This window comes from Catellatospora sp. NPDC049133, assembly GCF_040648455.1.
Classification (GTDB): domain Bacteria; phylum Actinomycetota; class Actinomycetes; order Mycobacteriales; family Micromonosporaceae; genus Catellatospora; species Catellatospora aurea.
Genome location: NZ_JBEZDT010000036.1, coordinates 1 through 16,740 on the forward strand (window position 1 = coordinate 1; position 16,740 = coordinate 16,740).

The 16,740-nt window shown below is 72.2% G+C and carries 16 protein-coding genes; 11 read left to right on the forward strand and 5 right to left on the reverse strand.

Translation table 11 applies throughout. The annotated features are described in order from the left end of the window. Positions 1 to 183: 183 nt before the first annotated feature. Genes AB0B35_RS32550 through AB0B35_RS32565 form a run of 4 tightly spaced genes read left to right on the forward strand, consistent with a single transcriptional unit; the run spans position 184 to position 5,771 of the window. Positions 184 to 1,377: an ArgE/DapE family deacylase gene (locus AB0B35_RS32550; RefSeq protein ID WP_361052797.1), complete on the forward strand. Its 1,194-nt coding sequence runs from the start codon at positions 184 to 186 to the stop codon at positions 1,375 to 1,377. Positions 1,378 to 1,399: 22 nt separating this feature from the next. After that, a complete protein-coding gene (locus AB0B35_RS32555; RefSeq protein ID WP_361052800.1) occupies positions 1,400 to 3,190 on the forward strand; it encodes an ABC transporter ATP-binding protein in 1,791 nt (596 codons plus the stop codon). After that, positions 3,187 to 4,983 carry an ABC transporter ATP-binding protein gene (locus tag AB0B35_RS32560; protein ID WP_361052803.1) on the forward strand — a complete coding sequence of 599 codons (1,797 nt, stop codon included), beginning with the start codon at positions 3,187 to 3,189 and terminating at the stop codon, positions 4,981 to 4,983. The genes AB0B35_RS32555 and AB0B35_RS32560 overlap by 4 nt, the downstream gene beginning before the upstream one ends. Beyond that, on the forward strand, positions 4,980 to 5,771 hold the full coding sequence (locus AB0B35_RS32565; RefSeq protein WP_361052806.1) for a DUF5984 family protein: 792 nt from the start codon (positions 4,980 to 4,982) through the stop codon (positions 5,769 to 5,771). Before AB0B35_RS32560 ends, AB0B35_RS32565 begins: the two co-directional genes overlap by 4 nt. Before the next feature lie 12 nt (positions 5,772 to 5,783). Here AB0B35_RS32565 and AB0B35_RS32570 read toward each other — a convergent pair whose 3' ends face one another. Next, positions 5,784 to 6,632 (reverse strand): HEAT repeat domain-containing protein, encoded by an 849-nt coding sequence (locus AB0B35_RS32570; RefSeq protein WP_361052809.1) that lies wholly within the window; start codon positions 6,630 to 6,632, stop codon positions 5,784 to 5,786. Between the two features lie 118 nt (positions 6,633 to 6,750). Between AB0B35_RS32570 and AB0B35_RS32575 the strand changes: the two genes are divergently transcribed. Both AB0B35_RS32575 and AB0B35_RS32580 read left to right on the forward strand, forming a co-directional pair. Next, complete coding sequence (locus AB0B35_RS32575) at positions 6,751 to 7,185, forward strand: hypothetical protein (protein ID WP_361052812.1); 435 nt, start codon at positions 6,751 to 6,753, stop codon at positions 7,183 to 7,185. A gap of 41 nt (positions 7,186 to 7,226) precedes the next feature. Beyond that, positions 7,227 to 8,450: an FAD-dependent monooxygenase gene (locus AB0B35_RS32580; protein ID WP_361052815.1), complete on the forward strand. Its 1,224-nt coding sequence runs from the start codon at positions 7,227 to 7,229 to the stop codon at positions 8,448 to 8,450. Between the two features lie 16 nt (positions 8,451 to 8,466). Here AB0B35_RS32580 and AB0B35_RS32585 read toward each other — a convergent pair whose 3' ends face one another. Then, positions 8,467 to 9,102, reverse strand: coding sequence for a TetR/AcrR family transcriptional regulator (locus AB0B35_RS32585; RefSeq protein WP_361052817.1), 636 nt, complete (start codon positions 9,100 to 9,102; stop codon positions 8,467 to 8,469). A gap of 58 nt (positions 9,103 to 9,160) precedes the next feature. Between AB0B35_RS32585 and AB0B35_RS32590 the strand changes: the two genes are divergently transcribed. Genes AB0B35_RS32590 through AB0B35_RS32605 form a run of 4 tightly spaced genes read left to right on the forward strand, consistent with a single transcriptional unit; the run spans position 9,161 to position 12,728 of the window. After that, on the forward strand, positions 9,161 to 9,454 hold the full coding sequence (locus AB0B35_RS32590) for a hypothetical protein (protein ID WP_360525497.1): 294 nt from the start codon (positions 9,161 to 9,163) through the stop codon (positions 9,452 to 9,454). After that, a complete protein-coding gene (locus AB0B35_RS32595) occupies positions 9,454 to 10,314 on the forward strand; it encodes a methyltransferase domain-containing protein (protein WP_361052820.1) in 861 nt (286 codons plus the stop codon). The genes AB0B35_RS32590 and AB0B35_RS32595 overlap by 1 nt, the downstream gene beginning before the upstream one ends. 56 nt (positions 10,315 to 10,370) lie before the next feature. Beyond that, the gene (locus AB0B35_RS32600) at positions 10,371 to 10,769 is read left to right on the forward strand and encodes a hypothetical protein (protein WP_360525502.1); all 399 of its coding nucleotides are present in this window, start codon (positions 10,371 to 10,373) and stop codon (positions 10,767 to 10,769) included. A gap of 51 nt (positions 10,770 to 10,820) precedes the next feature. After that, positions 10,821 to 12,728 carry a Xaa-Pro dipeptidyl-peptidase gene (locus AB0B35_RS32605; protein WP_361052823.1) on the forward strand — a complete coding sequence of 636 codons (1,908 nt, stop codon included), beginning with the start codon at positions 10,821 to 10,823 and terminating at the stop codon, positions 12,726 to 12,728. Positions 12,729 to 12,780: 52 nt separating this feature from the next. On the opposite strand, the gene AB0B35_RS32610 is transcribed toward AB0B35_RS32605, so the two are convergent. Both AB0B35_RS32610 and AB0B35_RS32615 read right to left on the reverse strand, forming a co-directional pair. Beyond that, positions 12,781 to 13,173, reverse strand: a complete 393-nt coding sequence (locus tag AB0B35_RS32610; protein ID WP_361052826.1) for a hypothetical protein — start codon at positions 13,171 to 13,173, stop codon at positions 12,781 to 12,783. A gap of 163 nt (positions 13,174 to 13,336) precedes the next feature. Further along, the gene (locus AB0B35_RS32615; protein ID WP_361052829.1) at positions 13,337 to 13,654 is read right to left on the reverse strand and encodes a hypothetical protein; all 318 of its coding nucleotides are present in this window, start codon (positions 13,652 to 13,654) and stop codon (positions 13,337 to 13,339) included. A 93-nt stretch (positions 13,655 to 13,747) separates the two neighbouring features. Between AB0B35_RS32615 and AB0B35_RS32620 the strand changes: the two genes are divergently transcribed. Continuing rightward, the gene (locus tag AB0B35_RS32620) at positions 13,748 to 15,016 is read left to right on the forward strand and encodes a helix-turn-helix transcriptional regulator (RefSeq protein ID WP_361052832.1); all 1,269 of its coding nucleotides are present in this window, start codon (positions 13,748 to 13,750) and stop codon (positions 15,014 to 15,016) included. On the opposite strand, the gene AB0B35_RS32625 is transcribed toward AB0B35_RS32620, so the two are convergent. Beyond that, entirely contained in the window at positions 14,977 to 16,740 is a 1,764-nt protein-coding gene (locus AB0B35_RS32625) for a prolyl oligopeptidase family serine peptidase (protein WP_361052835.1), read from the reverse strand. The genes AB0B35_RS32620 and AB0B35_RS32625 overlap by 40 nt on opposite strands.

Genomic DNA, 16,740 nt, shown 5'->3' on the forward strand with positions numbered 1-16,740 from the left:
TGAACGCGCGCTTCACCGCCCCGGCCACGACCAGAATCCTAACAGGACGGCCGTGCGGTTTCGTACGGGCGTACGGGTGGACGCCGGTCCGCCTCGGCGGCGGATCGGCGGTGCGTGTCCTGCTGCGCAGGAGTCCCGTTTCCTCCCCGGCCTGAAGGCCGGAGTATCCACGGAAGGAATCTGATGACGGAACTGACCGAGCTGCTGGCCGACCCGGTCCGCATCCCCAGCGTCGGCGGCAGCCCGCACGAGGCCGGCATCCAGGAGGTGCTCGCCGACTGGATGCGCGCCGAGGGCCTGGACGTCGACCTGTGGGAGCTGCCGCTGCCCGAGCTGACCGCCCAGCCGACCTTCCCCGGCATGGAGGTCACCCGGAACAAGGCGTACGGGCTCGTCGGCCGGCTGCCCGGCACCGGCGGCGGCCGGTCGCTGATGTTCAACGGGCACATCGACGTGGTGCCGCCCGGTGACCTGTCCGCCTGGACCGACGACCCGTACAGCGGCCGCGTCGACGGCGACCGCCTCTACGGCCGGGGCGCCTGCGACATGAAGGGCGGCCTGGTCGCCGCGCTGTTCGCGATCCGCGCGCTGAAGCGCGACCGCCCCCGCGGCGACGTGCTCATCGCGTGCGTGGCCGGCGAGGAGGACGGCGGGCTCGGCACGTACGGCCTGCTGGAACGGGGCTGGCGGGCCGACGCTTGCGTCATCCCCGAGCCGACCGGCCTGGCCGTGGTGCCCGCCAACGCGGGCGCGCTGACGTTCCGGCTGTGCGTGCCCGGCACGTCCGCGCACGCGTCCCGGCGCACTGCGGGCGTCAGCGCGATCGAGAAGTTCCTGCCCGTCTTCACCGCGCTGCGGGAGCTGGAGGCGGCCCGCAACCGCGACGTCGACCCGCTGATGCGCCGCTGGGACATCCCGTACGCGCTGGAGATCGGCACCGTGCAGGCCGGCGACTGGTCGTCGTCGGTGCCCGGCGAGCTGGTCGCCGAGGGCCGCTACGGCGTCGCGCTCGGCGAGTCCCCGCAGGCCGCGAAGGCGGAGCTGGAGGCCGCCGTGGCGAAGGCGTGCGCGGCGGACGGCTGGCTGGCCGAGCACCCGGTGACCGTCGAGTGGTGGGGCGGGCAGTTCCTGCCCGGCCGCAACCCCGACCCGGCGTTCACCGCGGCACTCGTGGAGGCGACCGGGGCCGCGCCGGAGCAGTGGGGTGCGCCATACGGCAGCGACCTGCGGCTGCTCGCCGCAGCGGGCATCCCTACCGTCCAGTACGGACCCGGCGCGATCGAACTGGCCCACGCCCCCGACGAGTACGTGCCGATCTCCGAGGTCGTCACCGCCAGCGCCACCCTGGCCCGCCTCGCGGCCGCCCACTGCCGCTGACCTCCCCGAACCAGGAGAAGACATGCCACAGTTCACCAGCGGCCGCGTGCTGCGCGACGCCCTGCGCGGGCAGGCGGGCCGGATCACCGGCAGCGCGCTGCTCAGCACCGGGCACCAGGCCGGCGAGGCCATGGTGCCGGTGGTGATCGGCCTGGTCGTGGACCGTGCCGTCGGCACCGGCTCCTCGTCCGAGCTGCTGGCCTGGCTCGCCGTGCTCGGGGCGGTGTTCGTGACCCTGTCGTTCAGCTTCCGCTTCGGCGCACGCCTGGGCGAACGCGCCGCCGAGCAGGCCGGGCATCTGCTGCGGGTACGCCTCACCGACCGGGTCCTCGACGCGCACGGCGGGGCCGACACCGGTCGGCTGCCCGGCACGCTGGCCAGCGTCGCGACCAGCGACGCCGGGCGCGTCGGCATGGTCGCGCTCGCCCTGCCGCTGGGCATCGCCGGCATCCTGGGCCTGGTCGTCGGCGCGGTCGCGCTGCTGCGGGTGTCGTTGCCGCTCGGCCTGCTGGTGCTGCTCGGCACCCCGCTCATGATGGGGCTGGCCCACCTGCTGGGCCGTCCCCTGCAGCGGCGCAGCGAGGTCGAGCAGGACCGGATCGCGCACACCGCCGGGCTCGCCGCGGACATGGTCGGCGGCCTGCGCGTGCTCAAGGGCATCGGGGCGGAGCGGGCCGCCGCCGAGCGCTACCGGCTCAGCAGCCGGGCCGCGCTCACCGCGACCGTGCACGCCGCCCGTGCCAAGAGCTGGCACGACGGCACCCTGCTCGCCGTCAACGGGCTGTTCCTGGCGATCGTCGCGCTCGTCGGCGGGCGGCTGGCCGCCGACGGGGACATCAGCGTCGGCGCGCTGATCGCCGCGGTCGGCATGGCGCAGTACCTGATCGGGCCGCTGTCGATGCTGGTCTGGGTCAACGGGGAACTGGCCCAGGGCCGCGGCAGCGCCGTACGCATCGCCGAGGTGCTGTCCTCTCCCCCGGCCGTCGGCGGTGGCGCGCCGCTGCCCGGCCCCGTCACCGGCCGCCTCACCGTCCGCGGCCTCACCCACGGCGGGCTGCGCGACCTCGACCTCGACGTCCCCGCCGGGCAGCTCGTCGGCGTCGTCGCCGCCGACCCCGCCCACGCCGAGGCCCTCGTCGACCTGCTCGGCCGCGAGCGCGAACCCGACTCCGGCGCGATCACCCTCGACGGCCACGACCTGTCTACCCTCGACCCCGAGGCGGTACGCGGCGCGCTGCTCGTCGCCGCCCACGACGCCGACCTGTTCGAGGGCACCCTGCGCGACAACGTACTGAGCCCGGCCGCCGACGCGCTGCCCCTGCCGCAACAGCGCACCGGCGACACGACCGCCCCGCCGTCGCCGACGTCCAGCCCGGAGCAGCCGCCCACCGCGGCCTCGAACACCTCACCCGCCGCTGAGCTGCTCGCCACGGCGCTGGCCGCGTCCGGCGCGGACGAGGTCGCCGCGACCCTGCCCGGCGGCGTCGACGGCGTGCTCGCCGAGCGCGGCCGGTCGCTGTCCGGCGGGCAGCGCCAGCGCGTCGCCCTGGCCCGCGCCCTGGCCGCCGACGCCCCGGTGCTGGTGCTGCACGAGCCCACCACCGCCGTCGACGCGGTCACCGAACTGCGCATCGTGCACGGCGTACGCCGCCTGCGCGAGGGCCGTACCACGATCGTCATCACCACCAGCCCGGCGCTGCTGGCCGCCGCCGACACCGTCCACTTCGTCGCCGACGGCGCGCTCACCGCGTCCGGCACCCACGAGCAGCTCGTGCGCGAGCACACCGGCTACCGCACGACGGTGCTGGCATGACCGGCCAGGAGGCGACCCCCATGACCGAGCAGCGGGAACTGCTGCCCATCGCCACCGGCAGGCAGACCGTCGCCGCGCTGCGCGCGCTGCTGCGCCCGCGCCGGTGGCTGGCCGCGGCCGGGCTGCTCGTGCTGACCGCCGCCACGGGCATCGGGCTGGCCGTCGCGCCGCTGCTCGGACACGTCGTCGACCTCGTCACCACCGGCGCGCCCGCGTCCGCGATCACCACCCCGGTCGTCGCCCTGGCCGTCGTCGCGGTCCTGTCCGGCGCGGCCACCGCCTGGGGCCTGACCCTCATCGCCCGGCTTGGCGAAGGAGCCCTCGCCGAGCTGCGGGAACGTTTCCTCAACCGGGCGCTGCGGCTGCCGCTGGGCCAGGTCGAGCGGGCCGGCTCCGGCGACCTGACCTCCCGCGCCGGCAACGACCTCAACGCCGTCGCGTCCGTGGTCCGCTCCGGGCTGCCCGAACTGGCCCGGTCCCTGCTGGCGATCTTCCTCACCCTGGCCGGGCTGGCCGTGCTCGACTGGCGCTTCATGGCCGCCGCGCTGCTGGCCGCACCCGTGCAGCTGTACACCGTCTGGTGGTACGGCGGCCGGGCCCTGCCGCTGTACGCCCGCCAGCGCGTCGCCGTCGGCGCACAGCAGCAGCAGCTCCTGGAGACCATCGGCGGCGCGCCGACGGTACGCGCGCTGCGCCGCCGCGAGCAGCACCTCGGCCTGGTCACCGGCCGCTCGCAGGACGCCGTCGACCTGACCATGCGCGGCGTCAACCTGGTCACCCGCTTCTACGCCCGGCTCAACCTGGCCGAGTTCATCGGCCTGTCCGCGGTGCTGGCCACCGGTTTCCTGCTGGTGCGCTCCGGCGAGGTCAGCATCGGCGCGGCCACCGCCGCGGCGCTGTACTTCCACAACCTGTTCACGCCGGTCAACATCGCCCTCGGGCTCATCGACGACGTGCAGTCCGCGACCGCCGCGCTGGTCCGCATCGTCGGCGTCGCCGACCTGCCCGAACCCGCCGCGCCGCCCGCGCCGCGTACGCCCGCCGACGCCTCCCTGCACGCCGACGCCGTCAGCCACTCCTACACCGCCGACCGCCCCGTGCTGCACGAGGTCACCATCGCGGTGCCCGCCGGGCAGCGGGTCGCGCTGGTCGGCGCGAGCGGCGCCGGCAAGAGCACCCTCGCCGGGCTGGTCGCGGGCGTGCACGAGCCGACGTCGGGCAGCATCCGCGTCGGCGGTGTCGGCATCGGCGACCTCGACCCGGCCGGCCGCCGGGCCGTCGCGCTGATCACCCAGGAGGTGTACGTCTTCGCGGGCACGCTCGCCGAGGACCTGCGCCTGGCCCGCCCCGACGCGACCGATGACGAGCTGACCGCCGCGCTGGAGCAGGTCGGGGCAGCCGAATGGGCGGCGGCGCTGCCCGAGGGCCTGACCACCGTCGTCGGCGAGGGCGGCCACCGGCTCACCGCCGCGCAGGCCCAGCAGCTCGCCCTGGCCCGGCTGGTGCTCGCCGACCCGGCCGTCGCGGTGCTGGACGAGGCCACCGCGGAGGCGGGCAGCGCCGGGGCTCGGGTCCTGGAGGCTTCGGTGGTCGCCGCGCTGCGGGGGCGTACCGGGCTGCTGGTCGCGCACCGGCTCACCCAGGCGGCGCTCGCCGACCGCGTGGTCGTGCTCGACGAGGGCCGCATCGTGGAGAGCGGCTCCCACGACGAGCTGCGCGAAACCCCCGACGGCCGCTACGCCGAACTCTGGCGCGCCTGGTCCGGCCGCCGCGACGCCGACCGCACCGCATGAGCGGCGACACCCTCCGGTTCCGGTTCGGACTCCGCCCGCTGGCCGAGGTGCGGCCCTGGGGCAGCCACGTGGCCAACCTGCACTGGTTCGGCCTGACCGACGGCTGGTACTGGGTCGAGGCCGGTGGGCATCAGCTGCTGCGGTACCGGGACGAGGCGGTCGCGCGTTGGGACCTGGAACGCCCGTACCCGGACTACTACGTCGTCAGGCTGTGGGAAGACCTGCTGACGCTCCGCTGGGCGCTGCACGAGCCGGTGCCCGACGACCTCATCGACCTCGTCGCCGACACGCACCCGCCCCGCGAGTGGCCGGACGAGTGGAGCGACGCCGTCGACGCGGCGATCGACCTGGAGGGCGACCACAGCCTCTACCTGAGCTACCTGACCAACGCGCCGGTCCTGACGTTCTGGCGGCACATCACCGACGGCCAAGACCTGGTAAGCGTCGGCCAGCGCATCCGGTCGGCCGGCGAGTGCTACTTCGAGGGCCCGGAACGGCTGGTCGTCACCGTGCCGACAGAGGAGTTCTTCGCCGCCGTCGCGGACTTAGACCGCCGGCTCATCGCCGCGATGGGTGAGCGGGTCGCCGAACTGGAGCGGACCGGTCCTCCCCCGGACGTCGAACTCGACCTCGAACAACTGCGCCTCGAACACGGGCAGCGTGCCGAGTGGCTCGCCCGGCGCCTGGCGACACCCCGGCACGTCGACTGGGCGAAGGTGCGCGCCGGCGTCGCCGAGATGGCGGCCTGGCCGCTGCGCGCGGACGACGGGACGGAGCCGGACGACTGACCCGGCCTCGGATCACGACGCCCGCGCGTCATCACCGCCGTCGTGCTGCCCGGCGTCCTGCCCGGAGCGGGCGGCGACCGCGGCCTGGATACGGCGCTGCGTGCGCAGGGCCTTCTTCGCCGCGACGCTGACCCAGCCGTCGAAGACCGTCTGGCCCTTGTCCTGCGCCATCAGCCGTTCCAGCGTCGGCACCACGCTCTCGTCGCCGGTCGAGCCGAGCGCGACGGCCGCCCAGTACCGCAGGTCCGGGTCGTCGTCCTCGGCGGCCGCGAGCAGCCGGGGAAGGACGTCCGGCGCGAACTTCGACAGGGCGCTCGCGAGGTAGCCGATCCGGGTGTAGCCCCGGTGCTCGAACGCGTCCCACAGCGCCGCGAGCGCCTCGTCGCCACCGATCGCGGCCAGCGCGTCGGCCGCGCGCTCGCGCAGCCACTCGGGTTCGGACCACAGCACCTCGGCCAGCGCGGGCACCGCGGACTCGTCGCCGATCCGGCCGAGCGCGCGTACGGCGTGCTCCTGGCCCATCCAGTCGCCACGTTCCAGCAGTGCCAGCAGGCCCGGCACCGCGGCCCGCATACGCAGTTCCGAACAGCCCATCGCGGCCCAGGCCTGACAGTTGTAGCGGGTGTCGGCCAGCGCGGCGAGCAACGGCTCCGCCAGGGAGTCGTCGACGAATACGGCGGCGTGGTTCAGCGCCCGGCAGTAGAGCGAGCGGTGGTAGTGCGGGTAGTCGCCGACGAGCGCGCGCAGCGCCTCCAGCGCGGAATCGTCGCCGCCTTCCTTCACACGGTTGAGGAGCCGGGACAGGTGCTCCTCGCGCTGGTCGAGGTCGCCGTCCATGAGTGCGCGCTGATCAGGGTTCACCCGGCAACGGTAGTCCCCGCAGCCACGGCCGGTGCCGCCCGGTGCCGCCCCGGCGCGACGGGGTCCCTGCCCCGCCGGCCGTCAACCGCCACGCCGCGCCGAGCGGCAGGATGACCGCATGACATTTCACATCTCGGTGCACCGCATCGCCGACCGCGAACGCATGAAGGAGCGGCCGCCGACGGATATCGGGGCGCTGCACGCGTGGATGGCAGACCGTGCGGACCTGACGGTCTTCGACGAGTTCCTGGGCGCGAACTGGGCGATCGGCGACCACTGGTCCGATCATGCCGACCGCCTCGGGTTGCCGATCCTGGCGTCGCTGTACGAGGTCGGGTTCACCCACGGTGTGCAGGTCGAGGGCGCGGGCCTGGACGCGCTGGAGCGCGAACTCGACCAGCTCGTCGCGGAGTGGCGACGCCACTATCCACCGCCGGACGAGGACGGCGGGCAGGACCCGCAGCCGCTGACCCAGCTGCTGGAACGCGCCGATCACCTGCGTACGGCGATCCGGATCGCCAGGCAGGTCGACGGCTTCATCGACATCGGCTGAGCCGGCCGTTCCCGGCCCACCCGGCCCTCGTTGCGCAGGATGTGGGCACAGCGTGGACGGCCGGTCGCCGGGTCCTGATCTCGGGCGCGAGCATCGCGGGTCCCTCCCTCGCCCACTGGCTGCACGAGTACGGCATGACGGCGGTGGTGGTCGAGCGCCACGAGGGCATACGTCCCGGCGGGCAGACCGTCGACCTGCGCGGGGCAGGACGCACCGTCGCCCGGCGGATGGGCGTCGAGGATGCCGTCCGGGCCGCCTCCACCGGGGAGGACGGGGTCGCCTTCGTCGACGCGCGCGACCGCGTCCGGGCCGCGTTCGCCGCCGACGCGTTCGGCGGGGAGGGCTTCGTCGCCGAGCTGGAGATCCTGCGCGGCGAGCTGGCCCGGCTGCTGCACGAGCGCACCCGCGAGCACACCGATTACGTCTTCGGCGACCGCATCACCGCCCTCGACGACCGCGACGACGAGGTCCGGGTCTCCTTCGCGAACCGTCCCGATCAGGCCTTCGACCTGGTCGTCGCGGCCGACGGCATCGGCTCCACGACGCGCGGGCTGGTGTTCGGCGACGAGGCGCGGGTGACACCGCTCGGGCTCTACACGGCCTACCTCACCATCCCCCGCGCCGCGTCGGACGGGTCGTGGGCGCGCTGGCACAACGCACCCGGCGGCCGGGTCGTCGCACTGCGCCCGGACAACCTCGGCACGACCAGGGCGCTGATGTCGTTCCTGTGCCCGCCCCGCGGCTTCGAGCGGCTCGCGGTCGCCGAACAGAAAGACCTGCTGCGCCACGTCTTCACCGGCGTCGGCTGGGAGACGCCGCGTGTGCTGGGCGAGCTGGACGCCACCGGGGAGTTCTACTTCGAACTCGTGGGCCAGGTGCGCGCCCCGCGCTGGAGCAGCGGCCGGGTCGCGCTGCTCGGTGACGCCGGCTACTGCGCCTCGCCCATCAGCGGCATGGGCACCAGCCTGGCCCTGGTGGGGGCGTACGTGCTGGCGGGTGAGCTGGCCTCGCACGACGGTCATCGGGCCGCGTTCCGATCCTACGAGCGGATCATGCGGCCGTACGTCGTGCAGGCGCAGCACCTCCCGCCGTTCGTGCCGCGCATCGCCCATCCGCGCAGCCGGGCCGGGATCGCTGTTCTCAACACGCTGCTGGCCACGGCCGCGAAGCCCGCCTTGCAGCGCGTCGCCGGGCACGTGCTGTCCCCACCGGCCGAGAAGATCGACTTGCCGGACTACACGCGCTTGCGCCGGTCACCGCGTTGACACGGCCCCATGCGGGTCACGCCAGCACGGCGGCGCTCACGGTGTCGACGTACCAGCGCTGGAAGCGTTCGGCGGACCAGCCGCGGGTGCGTACCAGCCAGTCGTAGTTGCGGGCGTCCATCGCCAGCCACAGCACGTCGGCGACGCTGCCGGCGTCGTGCTCGGGGCGCACCCCGCCGGTCGCGACGAGTTCGGCGGCGAACATGCCCATGCCGCGCCGCCGTTCCTCGACGCTCTTGGACCAGATCGCGGCGGCGTCGGCGTCGGCCGTCGCCGCACCCGCCAGCGCGATCATCACCCCGGCGTTGCGCTCGTGCACCTCGGTGAGCTGCCGGGCGTAGCGGACGAGTTTCGCCCGCGGGTCGGCCAGCGCCTGGATCTCGGCGACGAAGGCGCGGTCGGGCAGCGCCACCGGCTCGTCGTCACCGGCTGTGGTCACGTCGACCAGATCGGACAGCAACTGGCGTTTGCTGCCGAACACCGCGTAGACGGTCTGCACCGCGACGCCCGCCTCGGTGGCGACCGCGGTCAGCGGTGTGGCGGCGTATCCGGACTCGACGAACAGCCGCCCGGCCGCGTCCAGGATGGCGCGGCGGGTCTGGCGGGCCTGCTCCTGTCGCCGCTCCGACTCGTACCGCCTCTTGACAGCCACCGCCTCACTGTAGTGCTCTATTGGTTAGAGTGTCACTCTAACCAAAGGATGTGATCGTATGCCGTTCGGTGTGCTCCAGGAGATGCCCGGCGTGAGCGAGGCCGAATACCGGCTGGTCGAGCAGCACCTCGGCCCGGACAGGCCGCCGGGCCTGCTGGCGCACGTCGCCGGGCCGACCGAGGACGGCTGGCGGATCATCAACGTGTGGCAGGACGAGGCGGCGTTCCGGCGCTTCCAGTCCGAGCGGCTGGTGCGGGCCGCGGGCCTGGCCGCCCAGTCGGACGGCTTCGACGCCGGCAAGAGCGCCGGATTCCGGGCGATGACCGTCGACGGCGCGGAACTGCCGTTCTGATGGCCGACACCGCCGGGCTGCGTGCCCGCAACACCGCGTTCTGGACGCAGGCAGCGCCCGGCTGGATCCGGCACGCCGACCGCCAGGACGAACTCGGCAGCCCACTGGGCGCGGTCGCGATGGCCCGGCTGAGTCCGCGTCCCGGTGAGCGCGTCCTCGACGTCGGCTGCGGCTGCGGCGGCACCACTGCGGAATTGGCGGCGGCGGTCGGACCGACGGGCGCCGTCCTCGGCGTGGACCTGGCGGAGTCGATGGTGGAGGCAGCGGCCGCCCGGTTTCCCGCCGACCGCCACCCTGGTCTGCGGTTCACCGCCGTCGACGTGGAGACCACCGGTGACCTGCCGGGAGCGCCGTTCGACGCGGCGTACTCCAGGATGACGCTCATGCTGCTGGCCGACCCGGTCGCCGGCTGCGCCAACGTCCGGCGCGCGCTGCGTGCCGGCGGACGGCTGGCCGCGACCGTATTCCGGGACGGCCAGGCCAACCCGTGGCTGACGCTCGCGGTGGTCGGTGCCGCGCCGCACGTGGCGGCACTGCCGCCGCTTCCCGTCGGCGACGAGCCCGGCCCGTTCGCGTTCGCCGACCCGGCCCGGGTGCGGCGGATCCTCGACACGGCGGGCTTCGACGGGATCACCATCGAACCGCACGACGTGGTCATGACCGCACCCGGCGACCCCGACACGACGGCCGAGTGGCTGATCGAGATCGGACCCGCCGGAGCCGCCTACCGGGCCGCCCCGGCTCCGCAGCAGGCGGCCGCCCGTGCTGCTACGGCCAGGCTGCTCGACCGGTTCCACGGACCCGGGACCGGCTACCGGCTCCCGGTCGGACTCTGGCTCATCACCGCGACGGCACCGTGACGCCTCCCGAGCCCACTTCTTCGAGCACGTCCCACTCCTCCAGAACGGTAGACCACATGAGAACCCGCAGCCGAAGCATTTCCCTGCTCGCGTCGACGATCCTCGGCCTGACCCTCGGCCTGACCGCCTGCGGCGACGAGGCGGACCCGGCACCACCGGCGGCGGCCGGCACCTCGGCCGCCGCGCCGCCGGACTCCTGCGGCGGGGCAGGCGACCGGGTGAAGGACCACCTGAACAGCGCCGAGGTCAGCTCGGTCGCCGTGAACGGCCAGTGCACCTCGGTAGTGATCACCACGACCCTGGGCGACGACGCCGCCACGGCGGCCCTCCGGTTCTGCGAGTCCGCCGCCGAGGTCGCCTACACCGGGGACGTGAACGCCGTCACCGTGCTGGCCGCCTCGGGCGCCGAGCTGGCCATCGGCATCTCCGGCGCGAAGTGCATGGCCTCGGCCTGAGATGCAGGAACGAGCATGGACAGTGATACATGGCAATGACACCATGTGTCGATGCGTCGCATACCCCTCCTGTGCGTGCTCGCCATGCTCGGCACCACCGCGCTGGCCGCACCCGCCTCGGCGGCACCTGTCACTCCGCTCAGCGACCCGGTCTACGACTACACCACCGCCATCCGCGAGACGGTGTACGTCGAGACGACCCTCGACAACGACGGCAACGGCACCCCCGACAAGGTCGTCGCGGACATCATCCGGCCCCGCGAGGCCGCCACCGCCGGGGTGAAGGTGCCCGTCATCATGGACGCCTCGCCCTACTACCAGTGCTGCGGGCGCGGCAACGAGTCCGAGAAGAAGGTGTACGCCGCCGACGGCACCGTGTCGAAGTTCCCGCTGTACTACGACAACTTCTTCGTGCCGCGCGGCTTCGCGTTCATCGCCGCCGACCTGGCCGGCACCAGCCGCTCCACCGGCTGCGAGGACGTCGGCGGCACCGAGGAGGTGCAGGGCGCCAAGGCGGTGATCGACTGGCTGAACGGCCGGGCTGTCGGGCGCACCGCGAGCGGCGCCGTGGTCAACGCGACGACCTGGACCACCGGCAAGGTCGGCATGATCGGCAAGTCGTGGGACGGCACCGTCGCCAACGCGGTCGCCGCCACGGGCGTGCAGGGCCTGGAGACCATCGTGCCGATCGGCGCGATCTCCAGCTGGTACGACTACAACCGGGCCAACGGCATGGTCAACCCGAAGGTCAGCTCCGTGCCGAGCCTGCACAACACCGTCAACGGCCGCCCGTCGGGCACCTGCACCGCCGTCTCCAGCGCCCTGAGCAGCGGAGCCGTCAGCAACGGCAACTACAACTCCTTCTGGGCCGCCCGCAACTACGTCACCTCCGCGGCCTCCGTGCACGCCAGCGTCTTCGTCGTACACGGCATGAACGACCTCAACGTGCAAGGCGTGCACTTCGGACAGTGGTGGGACGCGCTCGCCGCCAACAACGTGCCCCGCAAGATCTGGCTGTCCCAGGAGGGCCACGTCGACCCGTTCGACTTCCGCCGCGCCGCCTGGGTGGACACGCTGCACCGCTGGTTCGACTACTGGCTCAAGGGCATCGACAACGGCATCATGAGCGAGCCGATGGCCGACGTCGAACGGGCCGCCGACGTATGGCAGACCAGCACCGTATGGCCGCCCGCAGGCACCGCCACGGCCAACTACGTGCTGCAGGGCACCGGCAACCCGGGCGTGCTCGCCTCGTCCGGCGCAGGCTCGGGCAGCCTGTCGCTGACCGACGCGCCGTCACTCAGCGAAGCCAACGCGGTCAGCTCGCCGACGACCGCCCGCACCGGCCGCAAGGTCTACCAGACCCCCGTGCTGACCTCTGACCTGCGCATCTCCGGCACCCCGACGATCACATTGCGGGTCCGCTCCAGCAAGGCGACCACCACCCTGACCGCGAAACTCGTCACGTACGGCACCGCCACCCGCGTCAACTACCGCGCTTCGGGCGAGGGCATCAGCACCCTGAGCACCGAATCCTGCTGGGGTTCCTCGTCGAGCACCGACGACGCCTGCTACAAGAACACGGCGAAGGTCGTGTCCAGCGCCGCGTACCAAGTGCTGTCCCGCGGCTGGATGGACGGCCAGCACCGCGACTCGCTGACCAGCACCACCGCCATGAACACCAGCACCTACTACACGATCACCTGGAAGCTGCGCCCCATCGACCAGGTCATCCCCGCCGGCCACCGACTCGGCCTGGTCCTGACCCTCACCGACCCCGAGTTCGTCACGGCCCACTCCACCGGCGCCACCGCCACCATCGACCTCGCCGGCACCGTCCTCAAACTCCCCATCGCCCCCGCAGGCGCCTTCACCGCCCAGTCCCTCACGCCCCAGCCCGCCGCCCCTGTCATCGTCGACGGCGCCTGGAGCCCCACCACCGGCACCCGCTTCCAGTAAGGACAAAGGAAGGGCACCTTCACAACGCTCCGCGTTGCAGAAGGTGCCCTTCTTAACTCGGGATCCGGGCCGACCAGCGCAGGCCCAGCTCGCCGGTCGTATCCACCTGGAGGTTGCCGCAGACCACGAAACCGTCGTGCGTTCCGTCGGACACCGACAGATACACGAATCCGGCCCGAAGCCGTTCCGGCACCTCCGGGAAGCCCTCGACCTCAGTGAGGTCGCTCAGGGCGGCGATGAGCAGCGGCCGGTAGCGAACCCGGGTGCTCATGGCGATCACGTTCACGAACATGACGTCGATCGCCTCCGCGAACTCAGCCGATTCATGGCCGGGATCGGCCCGGCCGTGGCTGCGCAGCACGAGTGTGCGGTGAGACGCGGTGTACATCCACGGCTGAAATGTACGTTCGAACCGCAGCGGCAGGTCCGCGTTCAATTGACGCACGATATCTCTCCTCAGCCTGCGTCAACTGCGACGCCGTTACGAGCGTCGAGCAGATCGTCCCGGTGCACCTCGCCCATACTCATGCCACGTCCATCGTGGTGTACATGGCGCGGCCTCATCAGTTTCCCGGGTACGGCAGACGGCCAGGCCAGGGGCGCACGGTTCAGCTGCGTACGCTGAACAGCTGGCCTGGCCAAAGCCTGTGCTCCTGACCCGCGAGCGGACCTGCGTCGAGCCGTTCGATCGGCAGTCCGTGGTCGGCGTCGACACCAGTCACCGTGCCGAACGCATGCGGTCCGAAGTCGGTGCGGACCTTGCTCCCGATCACTACGCGGCTTCCATCGGCGACGAACCACTGCGGCCCGAACGTAGGCACGGCCACAGCCTGGCCGCCTTCCATCAATGACTGTCGGTCATCCATGCCTCGATCAGATGGCATCACCGCCAGGACCACCAGCGAGCACATGCGGACCGCCAGCATGTCCTCATCACCGTTTGGCGAGGTGTTGCCCCTGCTGCCCCACGTACCGAGACTTCTATTGCAGGTCGTTCTCCGGTGGCTGGGAGGCATGAGGTGGGTCAGTCGCCCAGGGATCTCGACCCGACGGTTTCGCTTCTGCACTTCTTCGGGGCCGAGGTACGCCGCAGGCGTTGCCTGCTCGGGCTTTCGCAGGCCGCGCTGGGCAGGATGCTGTTTCAGCACCGGGATCTCGTTCGCAAGATCGAGGCGGCGGAACGCATGCCGACGAAGGAGTTCGTCGAGCGATGCGACGAGGTGCTGGACGCTCACGGCGCGTTGCTCGGCATGTGGCCGATGTTGGAGCGCGAACGCAGCCTACGATCGGCGAACGACGCGATGGTGTACCGGTCGGAGGCAGCCGACCGCAGCGTGCTGGACTGGTTGCTGTTCGAGCCCCGCCACCTGCGGCCAGCCGCCACAACCAGTGGATCCGACCTGCCGGGTGTTCATGCGCTTGCGCAGCTCCGCCAGCGCGACCACGCAGAAGGCGGTGGTGCGACCTACTCCGACGTGATCAACCTGCTCGACACCGACGACACCGACTTGGTCGGAGGCGCCCTCGAACTGGCCGGTTACCAAGCTGTCGACCTCGGTGCCGACGGAGTCGCCCAGCTGCACTATCTCCGGGCCCTGGACCTGGCCGTCGCTTCCGGCCAACGGCTTTATGGCGGATACCTCATCGCAGTCAGCCTCGGTCATCTGGCCCTGCACTGCGGCGACGCCCAACAGGCGGCCAGATTGGCAACCGCCGCGCTGCGCGGCTCCGCATCACTCGCCAGCCCCGGTGTCAGTGCTGCTTTCCGGCTCGTGCTGGCCCGCGCACACGCCCGCCGCGGCGACAAGGCCGCCTGCTGCACCGCGCTGCTACAAGCCGACGCGGACCTGGCGCGGCGCGATCCGGCCGACGAACCCGCCTGGATCAGCTACTTCGGCGGAGCCGAGGTCGCTGACGAGAAGGCACACTGCTTCTTCGACCTCGGATGGTACGAACCGGCTCAGCGTGAAGCCACGCGGGCCGTCGCCCTGCTGAACCCGCGCCGTGTGCGGCGCCTCGGCATCGACACCGCACTGCTCGCGTCGGCGCTCGCCCGCGCAGGCGACCTCGAACAGGCATGTGTGCAGGCACGGCACGCTGTCGACCTCGCTGTCAGGACGGCATCCTTCCGGGCCGCACACTGGGTCGCCATGATGCTGGCCGAACTGCACAGGCACCGGGACCTACCCGCCGTGCACGAGGTCGCCGAGTATGCCTTCGCCCGCTCCGCGGACCTGAGCCCGGCCGCCTATGCGACCGTCCACCGGCCGTCGAGCACGGCTCGGTAAGCGCCCAACTCCGCCTCCAGCGCCGATACCAACGCCGCCGAACTCGACAGGGAGTGGCCGACGCCGGGAAGGCTGATCAGGCCGGCCAGCCGATCGTGCCGGCGGAGGCTGTGCGCCAGTGCCAGCACGTCGCCGATCGGCGCGACCTCGTCCCGTTCGCCGTGGATAAGCAGGGCGGGAGCCTTGAACTCGTGGGCCCGCACGGCTGACCCGGCGTGGGCCAGGCGGGGGGCGTGCGCACGCTGGAAACGTGGTGCTGTCGTCGTCCAGCGCACCGGGTCGATGATCGCGGAGCGGGCCACCGCCAGTGCAAAGGGCCCGTCCTCGCACACCGCGCGCAGCGCTGTGTAGCCGCCCGCACTGGCTCCGGAGATGAAGACCGCGCCCGGCGCGGCCCGGCCGATGGCCAGCAGATGCCATGCCACGTTGCGGCAGTCCTCGACGTCCCTGATGCCCCACTGTCCGTCGAGCGCCTGACGGAACGGTCGCCCGTATCCGGTGCTACCTCGGTAGTCGACGTCCACCACGGCGAAGCCGCGGCTGGTGAAGTACTGCACCTGCCAGTCAAGACGCAGGTCGCTGTGGTGGGTCGGCCCGGCATGCGGCCGGAGGATCATCGGGACAGGTCCGGAGGCATGCCCGGCGGGCGGGTAGAACAACACCGTCACTTCGCCGCCTGCGGAGCAAACCCGCATCACCTCGGGGAGAGCAAGGTCCACGGACTGGTCCTTCAGCTCCGGACAGCGCAGAATCTCGACCTCTCCGGAGCCGTCGACAGCCACCAGCGCCACCTCAGGTGCACGGTTCGGCGAGCTGCCGATGGTTGCCACCCGGTCACCGACCACAGCCAGGTAGGGCTTCAACGAGGTGTAAGGAAGCTCGACCGTTCGTACGGGCCGACCGGGTTCTGCCACGGCTAAGCGGCTTGACGGGCCCTGCTGGACCGTCATCGCGACTCGTTCATCCGGCAAGAAGGCGTAGTTGGCGTAGCCCAGCTCCCACGGCGCGGCCGCGCATTCGGCCTGCACCGGCGCGACGGGTTCCGCCCTCCCTGCACGATCGCGGTAGAGATTCCACCAACCGGTCCGGTCGGAAATGAAGTACAGGTACCCGTCCGGGCCCCATCGCGGCTGGACGGCCGACTCAGTCAGACCGCCGGCCACCCGCCGCGCACCGCCGATCCGTCGGCCGTCGTAGTCCGCGACCCAAACCTCGCAGCAATCCCACGGCATGGCATCGGAGCCCCACTGCGACCAGGTGAGCCGACCGGCGGTCAAGCCTGGAGAAGCCAGAAAGGGAGCTCGCCGAAGCACCTGTTCCTTCCCCGTCTGCGGGCTGATGGCAAGCAGCTGATCACCCGACTCGGTCTCCCGCACACACACCAGAAGGCCGTCGCCGAAGGCGAGATCACCGTGCGCATGGGGTGAGTCCGTGCAGGCGACACCATTGTCTGCCCTTCGGATCTGCCCATCGGACGCGCCGACGACCCATGTGCCCACATCATTGGCGACGATCGAACCGCCTCCGTACGCGTGCACGCTGTTTCCGATGGGCAGCCCGTCGAGTGTCACCCCATGCTCGGCTGTCCACGTGGCCAGGACCAGCTCACCGCTGGCAGGCAGCGCCTCCAGCCAGTGCAGGCGATCGCCCCAGGCCGACAGGCCGTCGAAAGACGTCGACCGACGCGCCACCTGCGCGGCGGGAAGGCCCTTCTCATCGCTCAC

Excerpts from the sequence above, each read along its gene's own strand:
- AB0B35_RS32615 (WP_361052829.1), bottom strand. The coding sequence starts at position 13,654 with ATGCTGGCGGTCCGCATGTGCTCGCTGGTGGTCCTGGCGGTGATGCCA.
- AB0B35_RS32565 (WP_361052806.1), top strand. The coding sequence starts at position 4,980 with ATGAGCGGCGACACCCTCCGGTTCCGGTTCGGACTCCGCCCGCTGGCC.
- AB0B35_RS32590 (WP_360525497.1), top strand. The coding sequence starts at position 9,161 with ATGCCGTTCGGTGTGCTCCAGGAGATGCCCGGCGTGAGCGAGGCCGAA.
- AB0B35_RS32550 (WP_361052797.1), top strand. The coding sequence starts at position 184 with ATGACGGAACTGACCGAGCTGCTGGCCGACCCGGTCCGCATCCCCAGC.
- AB0B35_RS32595 (WP_361052820.1), top strand. The coding sequence starts at position 9,454 with ATGGCCGACACCGCCGGGCTGCGTGCCCGCAACACCGCGTTCTGGACG.
- AB0B35_RS32560 (WP_361052803.1), top strand. The coding sequence starts at position 3,187 with ATGACCGGCCAGGAGGCGACCCCCATGACCGAGCAGCGGGAACTGCTG.
- AB0B35_RS32575 (WP_361052812.1), top strand. The coding sequence starts at position 6,751 with ATGACATTTCACATCTCGGTGCACCGCATCGCCGACCGCGAACGCATG.
- AB0B35_RS32555 (WP_361052800.1), top strand. The coding sequence starts at position 1,400 with ATGCCACAGTTCACCAGCGGCCGCGTGCTGCGCGACGCCCTGCGCGGG.
- AB0B35_RS32605 (WP_361052823.1), top strand. The coding sequence starts at position 10,821 with ATGCGTCGCATACCCCTCCTGTGCGTGCTCGCCATGCTCGGCACCACC.
- AB0B35_RS32600 (WP_360525502.1), top strand. The coding sequence starts at position 10,371 with ATGAGAACCCGCAGCCGAAGCATTTCCCTGCTCGCGTCGACGATCCTC.